Source organism: Micrococcus sp. CH7 (assembly GCF_001595485.1).
In the GTDB taxonomy this organism is placed as follows: domain Bacteria; phylum Actinomycetota; class Actinomycetes; order Actinomycetales; family Micrococcaceae; genus Micrococcus; species Micrococcus luteus.
Genome location: NZ_LOSQ01000021.1, coordinates 200216 through 217451 on the forward strand (window position 1 = coordinate 200216; position 17236 = coordinate 217451).

The 17236-nt window shown below is 72.7% G+C and carries 13 protein-coding genes; 3 read left to right on the forward strand and 10 right to left on the reverse strand.

Annotated features, from left to right (window positions below):
- Positions 1-146: 146 nt before the first annotated feature.
- From whiA to uvrA, 6 genes are read right to left on the reverse strand one after another with little or no spacing between them, the layout of a single operon-like run.
- Positions 147-1112: a DNA-binding protein WhiA gene (gene whiA, locus AUV08_RS06615; protein ID WP_061867952.1), complete on the reverse strand. Its 966-nt coding sequence runs from the start codon at positions 1110-1112 to the stop codon at positions 147-149.
- A gap of 31 nt (positions 1113-1143) precedes the next feature.
- Positions 1144-2190 carry a uridine diphosphate-N-acetylglucosamine-binding protein YvcK gene (gene yvcK / locus AUV08_RS06620; protein ID WP_036315301.1) on the reverse strand — a complete coding sequence of 349 codons (1047 nt, stop codon included), beginning with the start codon at positions 2188-2190 and terminating at the stop codon, positions 1144-1146.
- Positions 2187-3083, reverse strand: coding sequence for an RNase adapter RapZ (gene rapZ / locus AUV08_RS06625; protein WP_036338578.1), 897 nt, complete (start codon positions 3081-3083; stop codon positions 2187-2189). Before rapZ ends, yvcK begins: the two co-directional genes overlap by 4 nt.
- The gene (gene uvrC, locus AUV08_RS06630) at positions 3080-5005 is read right to left on the reverse strand and encodes an excinuclease ABC subunit UvrC (RefSeq protein WP_036315391.1); all 1926 of its coding nucleotides are present in this window, start codon (positions 5003-5005) and stop codon (positions 3080-3082) included. The genes rapZ and uvrC overlap by 4 nt, the downstream gene beginning before the upstream one ends.
- Positions 4998-5669, reverse strand: a complete 672-nt coding sequence (locus AUV08_RS06635) for a 1-acyl-sn-glycerol-3-phosphate acyltransferase (RefSeq protein WP_036315306.1) — start codon at positions 5667-5669, stop codon at positions 4998-5000. Before AUV08_RS06635 ends, uvrC begins: the two co-directional genes overlap by 8 nt.
- 40 nt (positions 5670-5709) lie before the next feature.
- Positions 5710-8694 (reverse strand): excinuclease ABC subunit UvrA, encoded by a 2985-nt coding sequence (gene uvrA / locus AUV08_RS06640; RefSeq protein ID WP_036315307.1) that lies wholly within the window; start codon positions 8692-8694, stop codon positions 5710-5712.
- Positions 8695-8808: 114 nt separating this feature from the next.
- On the opposite strand from uvrA, the gene AUV08_RS06645 reads away from it, so the two are divergent.
- Positions 8809-9489, forward strand: coding sequence for an MBL fold metallo-hydrolase (locus AUV08_RS06645; RefSeq protein WP_036315309.1), 681 nt, complete (start codon positions 8809-8811; stop codon positions 9487-9489).
- A gap of 30 nt (positions 9490-9519) precedes the next feature.
- Here the strand turns inward: AUV08_RS06645 and AUV08_RS06650 are convergent, their stop codons facing one another.
- Entirely contained in the window at positions 9520-10443 is a 924-nt protein-coding gene (locus tag AUV08_RS06650) for a methyltransferase domain-containing protein (RefSeq protein ID WP_061867950.1), read from the reverse strand.
- Positions 10444-10485: 42 nt separating this feature from the next.
- On the opposite strand from AUV08_RS06650, the gene AUV08_RS06655 reads away from it, so the two are divergent.
- Both AUV08_RS06655 and AUV08_RS06660 read left to right on the forward strand, forming a co-directional pair.
- Complete coding sequence (locus AUV08_RS06655) at positions 10486-13119, forward strand: RNA helicase (RefSeq protein ID WP_061873150.1); 2634 nt, start codon at positions 10486-10488, stop codon at positions 13117-13119.
- Between the two features lie 32 nt (positions 13120-13151).
- The gene (locus AUV08_RS06660; RefSeq protein ID WP_061867948.1) at positions 13152-14618 is read left to right on the forward strand and encodes an alpha/beta fold hydrolase; all 1467 of its coding nucleotides are present in this window, start codon (positions 13152-13154) and stop codon (positions 14616-14618) included.
- Between the two features lie 53 nt (positions 14619-14671).
- Here the strand turns inward: AUV08_RS06660 and AUV08_RS06665 are convergent, their stop codons facing one another.
- The 3 genes from AUV08_RS06665 to AUV08_RS06675 all read right to left on the reverse strand — a co-directional run.
- Positions 14672-15931 (reverse strand): TerC family protein, encoded by a 1260-nt coding sequence (locus tag AUV08_RS06665; protein ID WP_041102710.1) that lies wholly within the window; start codon positions 15929-15931, stop codon positions 14672-14674.
- 16 nt (positions 15932-15947) lie between these two features.
- The gene (locus tag AUV08_RS06670) at positions 15948-16892 is read right to left on the reverse strand and encodes a TerC/Alx family metal homeostasis membrane protein (RefSeq protein WP_061873153.1); all 945 of its coding nucleotides are present in this window, start codon (positions 16890-16892) and stop codon (positions 15948-15950) included.
- Positions 16823-17236 (reverse strand): integrase core domain-containing protein (locus tag AUV08_RS06675; protein WP_157571217.1); only part of this gene is annotated, 414 nt, incomplete at its 5' end. The genes AUV08_RS06670 and AUV08_RS06675, both read right to left, overlap by 70 nt.

The following is a 17236-nucleotide window of genomic DNA, read 5'->3' on the forward strand; positions in this document are numbered from 1 at the left end:
TCCTCCTTGGTCAGGCGAGGCTGCGGGCAGGACGCCCTCGGCCTCCACCTCGGGCAACCTCGCGTCTCGGCGGCGTATTCCGTCCGTCTCCATTGTGATCGGGGGCGGAGCGCCGGGGCCAGATCCCGTCGACGGTGATCCCGCGCTCAGCCCTCGGAGGCCGCGTCCGTCCCGGGGATGCCCCGCTCGGCGGCCCGCTTGTCCGCCATGGCCAGTAGCCGGCGGATGCGCCCGGCGACGGCGTCCTTGGTCATCGGCGGGTCCGCGAGGCGGCCGAGCTCGTCGAGGGAGGCCTGCTTGTGCTCGAGGCGCAGCCGACCCGCGTAGCGAAGGTGGTCGGGCACCTCGTCCCCGAGGATCTCGAGGGCCCGCTCCACCTTCGCCCCGGCCATGACGGCGGCCTGGGCGGAACGGCGCAGGTTGGCGTCGTCGAAGTTCGCCAGGCGGTTGGCGGTGGCCCGGACCTCCTTGCGCTCGCGCCGCTCGCGCCAGAGGGTCGCGGTCTGCTCCGCGCCGACGGCGGCCAGCAGCGTGGCGATCGCCTCGCCGTCGCGGACCACGACGCGGTCCGACTGACGCACCTCGCGTGCCTTCGCCGCCACGCGGAGTCTACGCGCGGCCCCCACCAGCGCGAGCGCGGCCTCCGGGCCCGGCGTGGTCACCTCGAGGGCCGCCGAGCGGCCGGGCTCGGTGAGGGAGCCGTGGGCCAGCAGGGCCCCGCGCCACACGGCGGCGGTGGCCGCCGTCGTCCCGCTGACGAGGACCGGCGCGAGGCCACGCACGGGCCGTCCCCGCTGGTCGATGAGCCCGGTCTGCCGGGCGAGGTCCTCTCCCCCGCGCACGACCCGGAGCACGTACCGCTGACCACGGCGCAGGTTGCCGCCGGAGACCACCACGATCTCCGGGGCCAGGCCGTACAGGTCGGTGATGGCGGCGCGCAGGCGGCGCGCACTGGCGCCGTGGTCCAGCTCCGCCTCCACGACGACGCGGCCGGCCACGAGGTGCAACCCCCCGGCGAACCGCAGCATCGCCGCGGTCTCCGCCCGCCGCTCCGGGGTCGCGGCGACCGGCACACGGGCCAGCTCCTCCTTGAGGGTCATGGTCAGCGCCATGCTCGTGCTCCTTCTCGGCGAGGTGCGCGCGTCAGTGGGTCATCGCCTCGTCGATCGCGACGGCCAGGCGCAGCGGGTCGTGGACCTGGGGATCCTGGGCACTGCTCACTCTACTGAACGCCACGCGCGCGCCCATCCGGGCCGCCTCGGCCTCCACCGCCGCCCGGTCGGTGACCGCGTCCACGTCGGCGATCACCACGTCCAGCCGGAGGTCCGGCGCATAGGAGCGCAGCACCTTGAGGTGGTCGGCGTGGGTGAGGCCGGTGGTCTCCTGGTCTCCCGTGCGCAGGTTCAGCACCATGAGGCGCCGGGCGGTGGTGGCGGCGAGGGCCGCGCGCACGTCCGGCATCAGCAGGTGCGGCAGCACCGACGTGTACAGCGAGCCGGGTCCGAGCACCACCCAGTCGGCCAGCTCGATCGCCGAGAGCGCCTCCGGGGTGGCGGGGGCGTCGGACGGGCTCAGGCGGACGTCGGTGACGCGCCCCTCGAACGCGGCGACCGCGAGGGCCACCTGGCCCTCCACGCATCGGGTGCGCAGGCGGCCGTCCGGGCCGGCGCTGAGCACGTCCCCGCCGATGGTCAGCGGCACCCGCGAGACCGGCAGGACCTCACCGTGCGCCCGCAGCAGGGCGCCGGCCCAGCGCAGCCCGTCCACCGGGTCGCCCAGCAGCTCCCAGAGGGCGACGATCAGGAGGTTCCCGAGCGCGTGGTTGTCCAGGGTGGCCTGGTCGGCGGGCACCTCGGTGGAGCGGAAGCGGTGCTGCATGACGTGGGCCCAGGTCCGACCCCAGTCGGTGTCGTCGCACAGGGCGGCCAGCGCCATGCGGAGGTCGCCGGGCGGCAGCACCGCCATCTCCCGGCGGATGGTGCCGGAGGAGCCGCCGTCGTCCGCCACCGTGACGATGGCCGTGAGGTGCCCGGCCACGTGCCGCAGGGCCGCGAGGGACGCGGAGAGGCCGTGGCCGCCGCCGAGGGCGGTGACGCGGGCCGTGGGGCGGGACATGCCGGCGCCCACCCCGCGCCCTTCCGAACCCATCCCGGGCGGCAGGGGCAGTTGGCCGGTGAGCGGGGACGTCATTCGCGCCCCATGTCCCGGTGCTGGACGTGCACCGTCACGTGGGGCACCTGGGCCAGGCGCCGGGCCAGCTCCTCGGCGACGGCCACGGAGCGGTGCTTGCCGCCCGTGCAGCCGATGGCGAGCGTAGCGTAGTGCTTGTTCTCCCGCCGGTAGCCCTCGAACACCGGCCCCAGCATGGCGACGTACGCGCGCAGGAAGTCCTCGACACCGGGGCGGGAGAGCACGTAGTCCGCGACCGCGGCCTCCGTGCCCGTGTGCGGACGCAGCGCCGGCACCCAGTGGGGGTTGGGGATGAAGCGCATGTCCGCCACGAAGTTCGCGTCCGCCGGGACGCCGTACTTGAACCCGAAGCTCATGATGGTCAGGCGCAGCGTGACGGGGCCGGACTCCGAGAACAGCTCGGTGATCTCCGTGGCCAGGCCGTGCACGTTCAGCTCGGTGGTGTCCACCACGACGTCGGCACGCGCCTTGAGCGGCTCGACGACGTCCCGCTCCGCGCGGATGCCGTCCAGCAGCCGGGCGTTGCCCTGCATCGGGTGGGGGCGGCGGCCGGCCTCGAAGCGTTGCAGGAGGACGTGGTCCTCCGCATCGAGGAACACGGTGCGATACTCCACTCCGCTGTTGGCCAGGTGCTGCAGGGCGGCGTACAGCTCCTCGAAGTAGGAGCGCGAGCGCACGTCCACCACGATCGCCAGGCGCGGGAACGCCTCCGGCGAGCGGGCGATGAGCTCGGCCAGCGTGCCGAACAGGGCCGGCGGCATGTTCTCCACCACGTCCCAGCCGTGGTCCTCGAGCGCGTGCGCGGCGGTGGTCCGTCCGGCGCCGGACATCCCGGCGATCACGAGCACCTCGGATGTCGGCGGCTTCTCCGGCTGGAGGGTCTCCTCGGTCATGACTCCACTGTATCCGCGGGCGTGTCGGCCGTGAGCGCCGTGTGGACGGCCTCGGCCAGCCGCGGCCCGATGCCGGCGACCTCGGTCAGCCGGTCCACGCCGGCGGCCCGGATCTCGGCGACGGAGCCGAAGTGGTTCAGCAGCGCGGTGCGCTTGGCCGGGCCCAGGCCCGGGATCCCGTCCAGGGCGGAGACGGTCATCGCCTTGGACCGCCGGCTGCGGTGGCCCGCGATCGCGAACCGGTGCGACTCGTCACGGATGCGCTGGAGCAGGTACAGGCCCTCCGAGGTGCGCGGCAGGACCACCGGGAACTCGTCGCCCGGCAGCCACACCTCCTCGAGCCGCTTGGCCAGCCCGACCACGGGCAGGTCGTCCAGGCCCAGCTCCTCGAGGACCGCCGCGGCCGCGGCCACCTGGGGCGGGCCGCCGTCGACCACCACGAGCGAGGGCGGGTACGCGAAGCGGCGCCCCGCCTCCTGATCGTCCCCCTCGACCTGACCGGAGAGCGGGGCGCCCTCCGCGCGCTCCTTGGCCAGGCGGGCGAAACGACGCCGCAGGACGTCGCGCAGGGACGCCGTGTCGTCCCGGGCGGCCTCCCCCGTGACGTTGAAGCGGCGGTAGTCCTTCTTCTTCGGCAGCCCGTCCTCCATGACGACCATCGAGCCGACCACGTTGGTGCCCTGGGAGTGGGAGATGTCGTAGCACTCGATGCGCAGCAGGGGCTCGGTGATCTCCAGGGCCTCCTGCAGCTCCCGCAGGGCGGCGGAGCGGGTGGTGAGGTCCCCGGACCGCCGCGACTTGTGCAGCTTGAGGGCCATCTCCGCGTTCTCCCGGACGGTCTCCATGAGGTCCGCCTTCGAGCCCCGCCGGGGCACGCGCACGGCGACCCGGGACCCGCGCAGGCCCGAGAGCCACTCGGTGAGCTGTGCGGCGTCGTCGGGCTCGACCGGGACGAGGATCTCGTGCGGGATGCGCTCCGGCCCCTCGAGGTCGCCGTAGACCTGCTGGAGCAGGTGCGCGACCATCTCCGGCTCGGCGACGTCCTCCACGCGCTCCATGACCCAGCCGCGCTGGCCGCGGATGCGTCCCTGCCGGACGTGGAACACCTGCACCGCGACCTCCAGCTCGTCCGCGTGCAGGGCGAAGATGTCCGCCTCCGTGTTCTCCGGCAGCACCACGGCGTTGCGCTCGAACACGCGGCGCAGCGCGGCGATGTCGTCCCGCAGCCGGGCCGCGTCCTCGTAGCGCAGCTCCTCGACGGCACGGGCCATGGCCTTCTCCAGCTCGCGGATGAACCGGTTCGCGTCCCCGGCCATGAAGTCGCAGAAGTCCTGGGCCAGCGCGCGATGGTCCGCCGGGCTGATCCGGCCCACGCAGGGCGCCGAGCACTTGCCGATGTAGCCGAGCAGGCACGGCCGGTCCTGGGCGCGGGCCCGCTTGAACACGCCGGCCGAGCACGTGCGGACCGGGAAGACGCGCAGCATCAGGTCCACGGTCTCGCGGATCGCCTTGGCCGGGTGGAACGGGCCGAAGTACTTCACGCCGGGCTTCCGGTCGCCGCGCATCACCTGGACGCGCGGGAACTGCTCGTTCATGGTCACGGCCAGGTACGGGTACGACTTGTCGTCCCGGTACATGATGTTGAACCGGGGGCGGTACTCCTTGATCCACGTGTACTCGAGCTGGAGCGCCTCCAGCTCGGAGCCGACGACGGTCCACTCGACCGCGGCCGCCGTGAACACCATGGTCCGGGTCTTGGTGGCCAGCCGGGCGGGGTCCTGGAAATAGGAGCTCAGGCGGGCGCGCAGGTTCTTCGCCTTGCCGACGTAGACGACGCGTCCGTCCGCGTCGCGGAAGCGGTAGACGCCGGGCGACGTGGAGATCTCGCCCGGAGCCGGGCGGTAGGAGGCCGGATCAGCCACGGGCACCCGGGGCGGCGTTGTAGGCGTCCACCCGCTCCTGCCCCGAGAGCGCGCCGATGGCGTCCATGATCGCCGCCGTCGCGTCGCGGCGCTGCGGCAGGGTGTGTCGACGCCCGGGGTGGCCGAAGTCCAGGGGCGCGCCCACGCGCACGGAGAACCGGTGGGGACGGAAGCCGTTCGTGTCCGGCGGCTGGAGGTGCTGCGTGCCGACGAGGCCCACGGGCACCACGGGTGCGCCGGTGGCCAGGGCCAGCCAGGCCGCACCGGTGCGGCCGCGGTAGAGGCGGCCGTCGCGGCTGCGGGTGCCCTCCGGGTAGATGCCGACGCCCTGGCCGGACTCGAGCAGGCCCACGAGGGACTCGAGCGCGGCCACGGAGGCGGCCTGCTCGCCCCGGCGGACGGGGACGGAGCCCACGGACTCGAAGAACCGCCGCCGGACGCGGCCCCGCAGGCCCGTGCCCGTGAAGTACTCCTCCTTGGCGAAGAAGTGGACCGGGCGGGGGGCGAGGGCCTGGAGGATCACCGAGTCGACGAAGGACAGGTGGTTGGAGGCCATGACGAAGGGGCCCCGCGCAGGGACGTGCTCCATGCCGACGACCTCGGGGCGGCAGGTGAGCCGCAGGAGCGCGGCGGCGCTCCTGCGCACGGGCTCCGACGTCGCCATGGCTCTCCTTCGTCCGCGTCCTGCGTGGGCGGGGTCCATGCTACGCGAGCAGTTCCGCGAGGAACCGGCCCGTGTGGCTCTCCGCGACGTGTGCGACCTCCTCCGGCGTGCCCGCGGCCACGATCGTGCCGCCCCCGGAGCCGCCCTCGGGGCCGAGGTCGATCACGTGGTCGGCACTCTTGATCACGTCGAGGTTGTGCTCGATGGTGAGCACCGTGTTGCCCTTGTCCACGAGGGACTGGAGCACGTGCAGGAGCTTGCGGATGTCGTCGAAGTGCAGCCCCGTGGTCGGCTCGTCCAGCACGTAGATGGTGCGGCCGTTGGAGCGCTTCTGGAGCTCGGCCGCCAGCTTCACGCGCTGGGCCTCGCCGCCCGAGAGCGTGGTGGCGGGCTGGCCCAGGCGGACGTAGCCCAGACCGACGTCGACGAGCGTGTCCAGGTACCGCGAGATGCGGGTGTACGCGCTGAAGAAGTCCGCGGCCTCCTCGATCGGCATGTCGAGGACCTCGGCGATGTTCTTGCCCTTGTAGGTGACCTCGAGCGTCTCCCGGTTGTACCGGGCCCCGTGGCACACCTCGCACGGCACGTAGACGTCCGGCAGGAAGTTCATCTCGATCTTCAGCGTGCCGTCCCCCGCGCACGCCTCGCAGCGCCCGCCCTTGATGTTGAAGGAGAACCGGCCCTGCTGGTAGCCCCGGACCTTCGCCTCGGGGGTCTCTGCGAAGAGCTTGCGGATCGCGTCGAACACGCCGGTGTAGGTGGCGGGGTTGGAGCGCGGCGTGCGCCCGATGGGGCTCTGGTCCACGTGGACCACCTTGTCCAGGTGCTCGAGCCCCTCCACGGACCGGTGCCGGCCGGGCACGAGCTTGGCGCCGTTGAGCCGGTTGGCCAGGACCTTGTAGAGGATCTCGTTGATCAGCGTGGACTTGCCCGAGCCGGACACACCCGTCACGGCCGTGAGGACCCCGAGCGGGACCTCCACCGAGACGTCCTTCAGGTTGTTCTCCTGGGCGCCGCGGACCGTCAGCACGCGCCCCTTCTCCGGGACGCGACGCCGCTCCGGCACCGCGATGGAGCGGCGCCCGGAGAGGTAGTCGCCGGTGACGGACCGCGTGTTCGCCTTGAGATCCGCCAGGGAGCCCGAGTGCACGACCTCGCCCCCGTGCTCGCCCGCGCGAGGACCGATGTCCACGATCCAGTCCGCCTCGGCGATCGTGTCCTCGTCGTGCTCGACGACGATGAGGGTGTTGCCGAGGTCCCGCAGGCGCAGGAGGGTCTCGATGAGGCGGCGGTTGTCCCGCTGGTGCAGGCCGATGGACGGCTCGTCGAGCACGTAGAGGACGCCGACCAGCCCGGAGCCGATCTGCGTGGCCAGGCGGATGCGCTGGGCCTCGCCTCCAGAGAGGGTGCCGGCCGGCCGCTCCAGGTTGAGGTACTCCAGGCCGACGTCCAGCAGGAACGCCAGCCGGGCCAGGATCTCCTTGAGCACCTGGTCCGCGATCTGCCGCTCCCGGTCCGTCAGCCGCAGCCCCGAGAAGAACTCCATGGCCTCCCGCATGGGCAGGCGGGTGGCGTCCGCGATGGACAGGCCGCCCACGAGCACGTTCAGGACCGTGGGGTTGAGGCGGGCCCCGTGGCACGCCGGGCACGGGATCTCCCGCATGAACGACTCGTAGCGCTCGCGGGCGCCGTCCGACTCGGTCTCCCCGTGCTTGCGCATCACGTAGGGGATGACGCCCTCGAAGCCCGTGGTGTAGCGGCGCTCGCGGCCGAACCGGTTGCGGAACGTCACCTCCACCTTGAAGTCCTTGCCGTGCAGGACGGCGTCGCGCTCCGCCTCCGTCAGGTCCTTCCACGGGGTGTCCAGGGAGAAGCCCATCTCCTTGCCCAGCCCGCCGAGCACGCGCAGCCAGTAGTCCGAGGTGGACTTGCCGAGCGACCACGGCACGACGGCGCCCTCGCGCAGGGACAGCTCGTCGTTGGCGACGACGAGGTCCGGGTCCACCTGCAGACGGGAGCCGATGCCGGTGCACTCGGGGCACGCGCCGAACGGGTTGTTGAAGGAGAACGAGCGCGGCTCGATCTCGTCCACGGTCTGCTCGTGCCCGTTGGGGCAGGAGAGCTTCTCGGAGAACGAGCGGTACCGGGGGTTGCCCTCGGCGTCCCGCCCGCCGAACTCCGCGGTGTTCTTCCTGCCCTTCTCGGCGACCGGCTCCACGTCCACGAACTCGGCCACGACGAGGCCGTCCGCCAGCTTCAGGGCGGTCTCCACCGAGTCGGTGAGGCGCTGGCGGATGCCCTCCTTCATGGCGAGGCGGTCCACGACGACGGCGATGGTGTGCTTGACCTGCTTCTTCAGCACGGGCGGGTCCGAGAGCTGGACGGTCTCCCCGTCCACGACGGCGCGGGCGAAGCCCTGCGTGGACAGGTCCTTGAACAGGTCCACGAACTCGCCCTTGCGGCCGCGGACCACGGGCGCGAGCACCTGGAAGCGGGTGCGCTCGGGCAGCTCCTCGAGCTGGTCCACGATCTGCTGCGGGGTCTGCCGGCTCACCGGCTCGCCGCACTGCGGGCAGTGCGGCACCCCGACACGCGCCCAGAGCAGGCGCATGTAGTCGTAGATCTCGGTGATGGTCCCCACCGTGGAGCGCGGGTTGCGGTTGGTCGACTTCTGGTCGATGGACACGGCCGGGGACAGGCCCTCGATGAAGTCCACGTCCGGCTTGTCCACCCGGCCCAGGAACATGCGGGCGTAGGAGGAGAGCGACTCGACGTAGCGTCGCTGGCCCTCGGCGAAGATCGTGTCGAAGGCCAGGGAGGACTTGCCCGAGCCGGACAGACCCGTGAACACGACCATGGCGTCCCGCGGGAAGCTGACGTCCACGTCCTTCAGGTTGTGCTCGCGGGCGCCCTGGACGACGATGCGGTCCCGCTCGCCCGAGCGCGCGCCGCCGGGGCCGGAGGCGAGGCCGCCGGGGTGGGCCTCGACGGCGGAGGAGACGGTGGTGGAGGAGTTCTTGGGCACGCGGCCAGCATAGGGGCGGGTACGGACACGACACCGGGGTCTCGCCTGTGGGCGAACCCACCGCGGGCCGGGCCCGCCCTGGCGCCTCACCGCCCCGTCCGTACACTGTTGCGCATGCCCGAGACCGCCCGGAACCGCCTCCTGCACGATCTGCCCGCCGTCACGGTGCGCACCTGCTCCGTGTCGGAGATGGACAACAACGTGTACCTGCTCACCTCCAAGACCACGGGGGCGCAGGTGCTGATCGACGCCGCCGCCGAGGCCGAGGCCATCCGCGACCTCATCGCCTCGGCCGCGGACGACACCCCGTGCGAGCCGCGCCTCGAGATGATCGTCACCACGCATCGACACTGGGACCACGTGCGCGCGTTGCCGGCGCTGGCCTCCCTGACCGGGGCCCGCACGGCGGCCGGCGAGGACGACGCCGACGCGATCGCCGAGGCCACGGGGGTCGCCCCCGACGTGCGCCTGCGCCACGGGGACACCGTGGGGGCGGACGGGCTCCGGCTCGAGGTGGTGGCCCTGCGCGGCCACACGCCCGGGTCCATCGCGCTGGTGTGCCGCCCCGAGGCGGACGAGCCGGCCGTGCTCTTCACCGGCGACTCCCTCTTCCCGGGCGGGGTGGGCAACACCGAGGGCGACGACGGCCGGTTCCGTCAGCTGTTCACGGACGTGAGCGATCGGATCTTCGACGCGTTCGACGACGACGTGGTGGTCCACCCCGGCCACGGCGCCTCCACGACCCTGGGCGCCGAGCGCCCCCACCTGCCGGAGTGGGCCGAGCGCGGCTGGTGACGGTGCGCCCGGGCGGTCCCGGGCCCGGCGTCAGGCCGGCTTCTGCCCCGCCATGAACAGGCGCCGGGCCGGGAAGATCGTGACCGGGCCGCCGTCGTCGGCCGTGACACCGGGCACCGGCGGGTACGCCTCGCGCATGGCGGCGCGGTACCGGTCCACGAACGCCTCGAGCAGCCCGGCGCCCTCGGCGGCGCCCTCCTCGGCGTCCCAGCGGGCCAGGGCCTGCAGGCTCGGTCGCAGGGCCGCGCCGGAGGTCCACCGGAACACCGGGTCCTCGCCCGTCAGCACCTGCTGGTACTCCGTCTCCCAGACGACCGGGGACCACCCCGCCTCGAGGAACAGCCGCGTGTACTCCTCGGGCGGCGCCACGGTGCGGGTCGTCGCCACCCCGTGCAGCGGCTCGGAGAAGGCCGGGTCCTCCGCCAGCGCCACGATCGCCGCGTGGGAGGGCTGCTCGTAGGGCCGCGGGATCTGCGCCGCGAACCACGCCCCCGGCGTGAGGTCCCCGAGCCAGCGCCGGATCAGGCGACGGTGCGTCGGGATCCACTGGAGCATCGCGTTGGACACCACGACGTCCGTCGCCCCCGACGGGCGCCACTGCGAGGCGTCGACCGCCTCGAAGCGCAGGTTGGCGGGGGCGCCCGTGCGGGCCGCCTGCTCCCGGGCCCGCTCCAGCATGGCGGGCGAGTCGTCCAGACCGATCACCTCGGCGTCCGGCCAGCGCTCGGCCAGCGTCCGGGTCAGGGTCCCCGGGCCGCAGCCCAGGTCCACCACGACGCGCGGGGCCTCGGCGCGCACGCGCCCCACCAGGTCGTAGAAGGGGCGGGCGCGGTGTTCGGCGAAGCCCTCGTACTGCGCGGGATCCCAGGTGAACCCCCCGCCCTGTCGGCCGGTCACGTCCCCCACGACGGCGTCGGTGTCCGGGTGCGGGCTCTCGGGCGCGATCTGACTCATGGCGGCACCGTATCGCGCGGAGCGGCCGATACCCTGGGGGCGATGACTTCTGCCGCCACGAACCCGCCCTCGCTGACCGACCGCATCGACGCGCTCCCGCCGGCCCCGGACGCCGACGACGTCTTCGGGGCCTTCGCGGCCTGGACCGAGGACCGCGGGATCTCGCTCTACCCCGCCCAGGAGGAGGCCGCCCTCGAGCTCGTCCAGGGCCGGCACGTGATCCTGGCGACGCCCACCGGCTCCGGCAAGTCCCTGGTGGCGCTGGCCGCGCACGCCGACGCGCTCGCCCACGACGCCGTCTCCTACTACACGGCGCCGATCAAGGCGCTCGTCTCGGAGAAGTTCTTCGCGCTGGTGGACGTGTTCGGCGCGGAGAACGTCGGCATGGTCACGGGCGACTCCACCGTCAACGGTGACGCGCCCATCATCTGCTGCACCGCCGAGATCCTCGCCAACCGCGCGCTGCGCGAGGGCTCGGGCATGGAGATCGGCACCGTGGTGATGGACGAGTTCCACTACTACGCGGACCCCTCCCGCGGCTGGGCCTGGCAGGTGCCCCTCCTCGAGCTGCCGCAGGCCCGGTTCCTGCTGATGTCGGCCACCCTCGGCGACACGACCCGCCTCGAGGCGGACCTGACCGAGCGCACCGGGCGCGAGGTCGCCGTCGTCGCCCACGCGGAGCGCCCCATCCCGCTGACGTTCGAGTGGTCCGAGGTGCCGCTGCAGGAGAAGGTCGAGGAGCTCGTGGGCACCCACCAGGCACCGGTGTACATCGTGCACTTCTCGCAGCTGGACGCCGTGGAGACGGCCCAGGGTCTGTCCTCGATCTCGGTGACGTCCAGGGAGGAGAAGGAGGCGATCGCCGCGCGGATCGCCGGCTTCCGCTTCTCCGCGGGCTTCGGGCACACCCTGAACCGCCTCGTCCGGGCGGGCATCGGCGTGCACCACGCGGGCATGCTGCCCAAGTACCGCCGCCTCGTGGAGAAGCTGGCCCAGGACGGGCTGCTCAAGGTCATCTGCGGCACGGACACGCTGGGCGTCGGGATCAACGTGCCGATCCGCACCGTGCTGCTCACCGCGCTCTCCAAGTTCGACGGCGAGAAGACCCGCCTGCTCCAGGCCCGCGAGTTCCACCAGATCGCCGGCCGGGCGGGCCGGGCCGGCTTCGACACCTCCGGCACCGTGGTGGTCCAGGCCCCCGAGCACGTGATCGAGAACAAGGCGGCCGAGCGCAAGGCCGCGGCGAAGTTCGCGAACGTCAAGGACGAGGCCGAGCGGGCCAAGCGCATGAAGCAGTCCGTGAAGTCCGGCAAGCGCAAGACCCCGCCGGCCGGCTTCGTCTCGTGGGGGCCGGCGACGTTCGAGCGCCTCGTCTCCGCCGAGCCGGAGCCGCTGGTCTCCCGCATGCGGATCACGCACTCCATGCTGCTGAACATCCTCGACCGGCCCGGCGACCCGGTCATCGCGGTCCGGCGCCTGCTGCGCGGCACCCACGAGACCCCGGCCCGCCAGGCGGTGCTCATGCGCCGCGCGCTCGGGATCTTCCGGGAGCTGCTGGCCACGGGCGTCGTCGAGCGTCTGCCCGAGCCGGACGCCGAGGGCCGCACCGTGGACCTCACGGTGGACCTGCAGCCGGACTTCGCGCTCAACCAGCCGCTCTCCCCCTTCGCCCTCGCCGCGCTCGACCTGCTGGACCCGGCCGATCCCGACCACGCGCTCGACGTGGTCTCCGTGATCGAGGCGACCCTCGACCCGCCGCGCCAGGTGCTCTCCGCCCAGGTCAAGCACGCCAAGGGCGAGGCCGTGGCCGCCATGAAGGCCGAGGGCATGGACTACAACGACCGCATGCGGGCCCTCGACGAGATCACCCACCCGCGGCCGCTGGCCGAGCTCCTCGAGCAGCAGTTCGAGCTCTACCGGCAGGACGCCCCGTGGCTCGCGGAGTTCGAGCTGACCCCCAAGTCCGTGGTGCGCGACATGTTCGAGCGGGCCATGGGCTTCGGCGACTACGTGCGGTTCTACGGGATCGCCCGGTCCGAGGGCGTGCTGCTGCGCTACCTCACGGACGCGGTCAAGGCGCTGCGCCACACGGTGCCCGAGGCGGCCCGCACCGAGGATCTCCAGGTGCTGCTGGACTGGCTCGACGAGATGGTGAAGCAGACCGACTCGTCCCTCCTGGAGGAGTGGGAGGACCTGGTGGCCGGGGACATCGACGAGCTGCGCCGGGACATGGAGGCGCTCGAGCCGCCGGCGCCGCCTCGCCTGACGGACAACGAGCCCGTGTTCCGGGTGATGGTCCGCAACGCGATGTTCCAGCGGGTGCGCCTGTTCGGCGACGAGCGGGACGAGGCGCTCGCGCGCCTGTCCGGCGAGCTGTCCGCCGACGACTGGGCCGACGCCCTCGACGCCTACTTCGACGACCACGAGGACATCGACGACGGCCCTGCCGCGCGCGGCCCCGAGCTGTTCCGCGTGGCCGCGGCCCCCGACGTCGCCGCTCCGCTGGAGCTGGCCGGCCCGCGCTGGTGGGCGGTGCGGCAGGTCCTGAAGGACCCGGACGGGGACCTGGACCACGGGATCAACGCCGTGGTCGACCTGGACGCCTCCGACGAGGCCGGCCACCCCGTGATCCGGGTGGTCTCCGTGGGCGCGCCCGAGTCCGGGTGGGGCCTGTGAGCGCCGGGGACGCCCGGGCGGCAGGACGGCCCGTGGCGGGTGACCCGCGCGGCTTCTCTCCCCTCGAGCCGGCCCGCCACCGCGTGGGCGAGCGCACCGAGCTCTACGACGGCACCGTCACGGTGGACCACTGGTTCACGGTGCCGATCGACCACGCGCTGGGCCTCGCCGAGGCCGAGGCGCAGGACGCGGCGGGCACCGGCGTCGGGCCGCACGGGCGCGGCACGCTGACCGTCTTCGCCCGCGAGATCCGGGCGAAGGACGACCCCGAGGGCGAGCGCCCCTGGGCCCTGTACCTTCAGGGTGGCCCCGGCAGTGCCGGGCCCCGCCCGGCGCGCCTGGGCGGCTGGCTCGGCGCGCTGGCCGAGAGCCACCGCGTGCTGCTGCTGGACCAGCGCGGCACGGGGCGCTCGACCCCGGCCACCGTGGCGACCCTGACCGCCCCGGGCGCCTTCGCCACGGACGAGGCGCGCGCCGAGCACCTGGTGCACCTGCGGGCGCCCTCGATCGTGCGGGACGCCGAGATGCTGCGCCTCGCCCTCGGCGCCGGGCCGTGGACCACGCTGGGCCAGAGCTTCGGCGGGTTCTGCACGCTGAGCTACCTCTCCTTCCACCCGGAGGGCCTGCAGCGCAGCCTGGTGACCGGTGGCCTTGCCCCGCTCACCGGCCACGCCGACCGGGTCTACCGGGCCACCTACGCCCGGATGCGCGCCCGCGCCGAGGAGTTCTTCGACCGGCACCCGGCCGACCGCGACGCGTGGGCGGAGGCCGTGGGGCTGATCCGTGCCGCCGAGGCCGCGGGCGCCCCGATCCCCCTGCCCGGCGGCGGACCGCTCACCGTGGGACGGGCCCAGGCCCTGGGCATGCTGCTGGGCGGCAACACCCGCGTGGACCGCCTGCACTGGGTCCTCGCCGAGGCCGTGGACCGCACCGGACCCGCACCGCGCCTGTCCGAGACGTTCCTGGCCGCCGTCGCCGACCAGGACGACCGCCTCGTCAACCCGCTCTACACCGTGCTGCACGAGGCGATCTACGCGCAGCCGGCGGACCTGGCCGGCGGCCGGGCGGACACCGGCTGGTCGGCGTCCCGGATGCTCGCCGAGCACCCGGACTTCGACCCGGAGGCGACCGCGGTCCCGCTGCCCACGGGCGAGCACGTCATGCCCTGGTCCGTCGAGGTCGACCCCCGGCTGCGGCCCCTGGCCGGCACGGCGCGGCTGCTCGCCGAGCGCACGCAGTGGGGCCCGCTCTACGACGTGGCTGCCCTGGCGCAGAACACCGTCCCCGTGGCCGCCGCGGTCTACGCCGACGACGTGTACGTGGACCGGGACCTCTCGCTCGAGACGGCGCGGCGCGTCCGCGGCCTGCAGGTGTGGGAGACCGACGCCTTCCACCACGACGGCATCGCCGACGACGGGCCGGCGATCCTCGACCGGCTCCTGGCGATGACCGCGGCGGACGGCGCCGGGACGACGACGGCCCCCGACCCGGTCGACTGACCGGCCCGGGGGCCCGGGCGCCGGCGGAGCACTCCCCCGGTGCCGTGATCGGCTCAGACGGTGGGCCCGTCCTGTCGCACGATCTGCTCGGAGACCCCGCGCGCGTCGTCGTCACGGGGATCGGCGAGCCGGGTCTCGTGGGCCGTGCGGATGATGGCCGACCACGCGTCCTTGTGCTCGAGCAGCTGGTCGCGCCAGCGCTGGTCCAGGGCCTCGGCCCGGGCCGTCCAGCGGTCCATCAGGGCGGCGGCGCGCTCGCGCTCGGCCGGGTCGGCGTCCTCGGCCAGCTTCGAGTACCGATACGAGTACTTCTCGGCGTTCTGCAGCGCCCGCAGGGCCTGGCCCTTCGGCGAGGCCAGGGAGATCGCCACGGTGATCGCCAGGATCACGACGACGACCACGAGGGACAGCGTCGTGGGGATCTCGACGACGGGCACGTTCTCGCCGCCGTTGATGAACGGCAGGTTGTTCTCGTGCAGGGCGTGCAGGATCAGCTTCACGCCGATGAACGCCAGCAGCGCGGAGAGCCCGTAGGCCAGGTAGACGAGGCGGTCGAGCAGGCCGTCGATCAGGAAGTACAGCTGGCGCAGGCCCATGAGCGAGAACGCCGTGGCGGTGAAGACGATGTACGCCTCCTGGGTCACGCCGAAGATCGCGGGGATGGAGTCGAAGGCGAAGAGGATGTCCGTGGCGCCGATCGCGATCATCACGAGGAGCATCGGCGTCATGAGGCGCTTGCCGTCCACCGTCGTGAAGAGGCGGTCGCCGTCGAACTGCTCGGAGGCGGGCAGGAACCGCTTGACGAGGCGGACCATCACGTTGTCCGCCTCGTCCTGGGCGCCCTCGGCGTCGCCGGACATCTCGCCCTTGAGCTGGCCGCCGGCGATGATCAGCAGGAACAGGCCGAAGAGGTAGAACACGTCCGACCACGCGGCGATGACGGCGGCGCCCAGCAGGATGAACAAGGTGCGCGAGATCAGCGCGAACGTGATGCCGAACAGCAGCACCTTCTGCTGGTAGTCGCGGGGCACGCGGAAGCTGGCCATGATGACCAGGAAGACGAACAGGTTGTCGACGCTGAGCGCCTTCTCCAGCAGGTAGCCGGTGTAGTACTCGACCGCGTGCTGGGTGTCGCCGAAGGCGAAGAACACGAGGCCGAAGATGAGCGCGAGGCCGACGTAGACGCCGGACCAGATCGCGGCCTCCCGGATCGTCGGCGTGTGCGCCTTGCGGACATGGGCGAAGTAGTCGAATGCGAGGAGGCCGACGATCAGCGCGATCGTCAGGCCCCAGGTCAGGCCGTTGATTTCCACGGGTCACCTCTCGGCGTCAAGGGTCGGGACGGTGCCGCAAGTCTCTCCGCCCGCCGCGACCGCGGCCCGGGCCCCTGTGTCCGGCCGACGGCGCGCTCTCGGCGGCCGCGGCGTGCTGACGTCCACAGTGTTCGGGATACTCCCCTACGTCGCCGGTCAGTCTACCCGGTCGCACGACGACGCCCCGACCCGCGGCGGGCGGAGCGGGGCGTCGTCGGGCCCGCTGGCGCAGGCCCATGAGGGCGAAGATATTGGCGGTCAGGACGATGAACCAGTTCTGGGTGAGGCCGAAGATCGCCGGGATGGAGTCCACCGCGAACATCACGTCCGTCAGGCCGATCGTGATGAACACGACCACCATGGGGGTGAACATGCGCCGGCCGTCCACGGTGGTGCGCAGTCGGTTGCCGTCGTAGTCCGGCGCCACGTTGAGGCGGCGGGTCAGGCGGGCCACGACGCCCGGCTCGGACTCCTCGTCCCCGCCGTCGTCCTTGAGCTGCTGCCAGGCGGTCCAGAGCAGGAAGGCGCCGAAGATGTAGAACTCCCACGTCAGGTGCTCGATGGCGACGGCGCCGACCGCGATGAACACCGCGCGGGCGATCAGCGCGATGATGATGCCCACCATCAGCACCTCCTGCTGGTAGCGGCGGGGCACCTGGAACTTGGCCATGATGATGAGGAACACGAACAGGTTGTCCACGCTGAGGCTGTACTCGGTGACCCAGCCGGCGAGGAACTCGGTGCCGTGCTGCGCATCGCCCAGGGCGAAGAGCAGCCCCGCGAAGAGCAGCCCCGCGAAGAGCAGCCCCGCGAAGACCAGCGCCAGCGCCACGTAGAACCCGATCCACAGGCCGGCCTCCTTCATGGAGGGCTCGTGGGGGCCGCGCCAGTCTAGATGTAAGAGGTCATGACGTTGTTGACTCGGGCCGGGGCCAACGAGGCCGGAGGGGCGTCCCCGCAGGAGGTATGAGGCCGATGGTAGTTGTAGTGGTTCACCCACACGGCCAGCGCCTCACGCCGAGCTGTCTCTGAGGTATACGGGCGGGCGTAGAGGACCTCATCGACCATCAGCCGGTTGTACCGTTCGACCTTCCCGTTATGGCGCGGGGTGTATGGGCGGATCCGGTGGTGCCGGCCCCCGAGCGAGACCACCTTCGCGGTGAAGTCCGCAGCCCGATAGTTGTTCCCGTTGTCCGTGACCACCCGGTCCACGGTGATGCCGTGGGCGGCGAAGAACGCCCGCGCCCGGCAGAAGAACCCGATCGTGGTCACCGTCCGCTCATCCTCCAACGCCTCGGTGTAGGC

Bases quoted from the DNA above. Each gene is read 5' to 3' on its own strand.
- whiA (WP_061867952.1), bottom strand. From the start codon at position 1,112: ATGGCGCTGACCATGACCCTCAAGGAGGAGCTGGCCCGTGTGCCGGTC.
- yvcK (WP_036315301.1), bottom strand. From the start codon at position 2,190: ATGACGTCCCCGCTCACCGGCCAACTGCCCCTGCCGCCCGGGATGGGT.
- rapZ (WP_036338578.1), bottom strand. From the start codon at position 3,083: ATGACCGAGGAGACCCTCCAGCCGGAGAAGCCGCCGACATCCGAGGTG.
- AUV08_RS06635 (WP_036315306.1), bottom strand. From the start codon at position 5,669: ATGGCGACGTCGGAGCCCGTGCGCAGGAGCGCCGCCGCGCTCCTGCGG.
- AUV08_RS06645 (WP_036315309.1), top strand. From the start codon at position 8,809: ATGCCCGAGACCGCCCGGAACCGCCTCCTGCACGATCTGCCCGCCGTC.
- AUV08_RS06650 (WP_061867950.1), bottom strand. From the start codon at position 10,443: ATGAGTCAGATCGCGCCCGAGAGCCCGCACCCGGACACCGACGCCGTC.
- AUV08_RS06655 (WP_061873150.1), top strand. From the start codon at position 10,486: ATGACTTCTGCCGCCACGAACCCGCCCTCGCTGACCGACCGCATCGAC.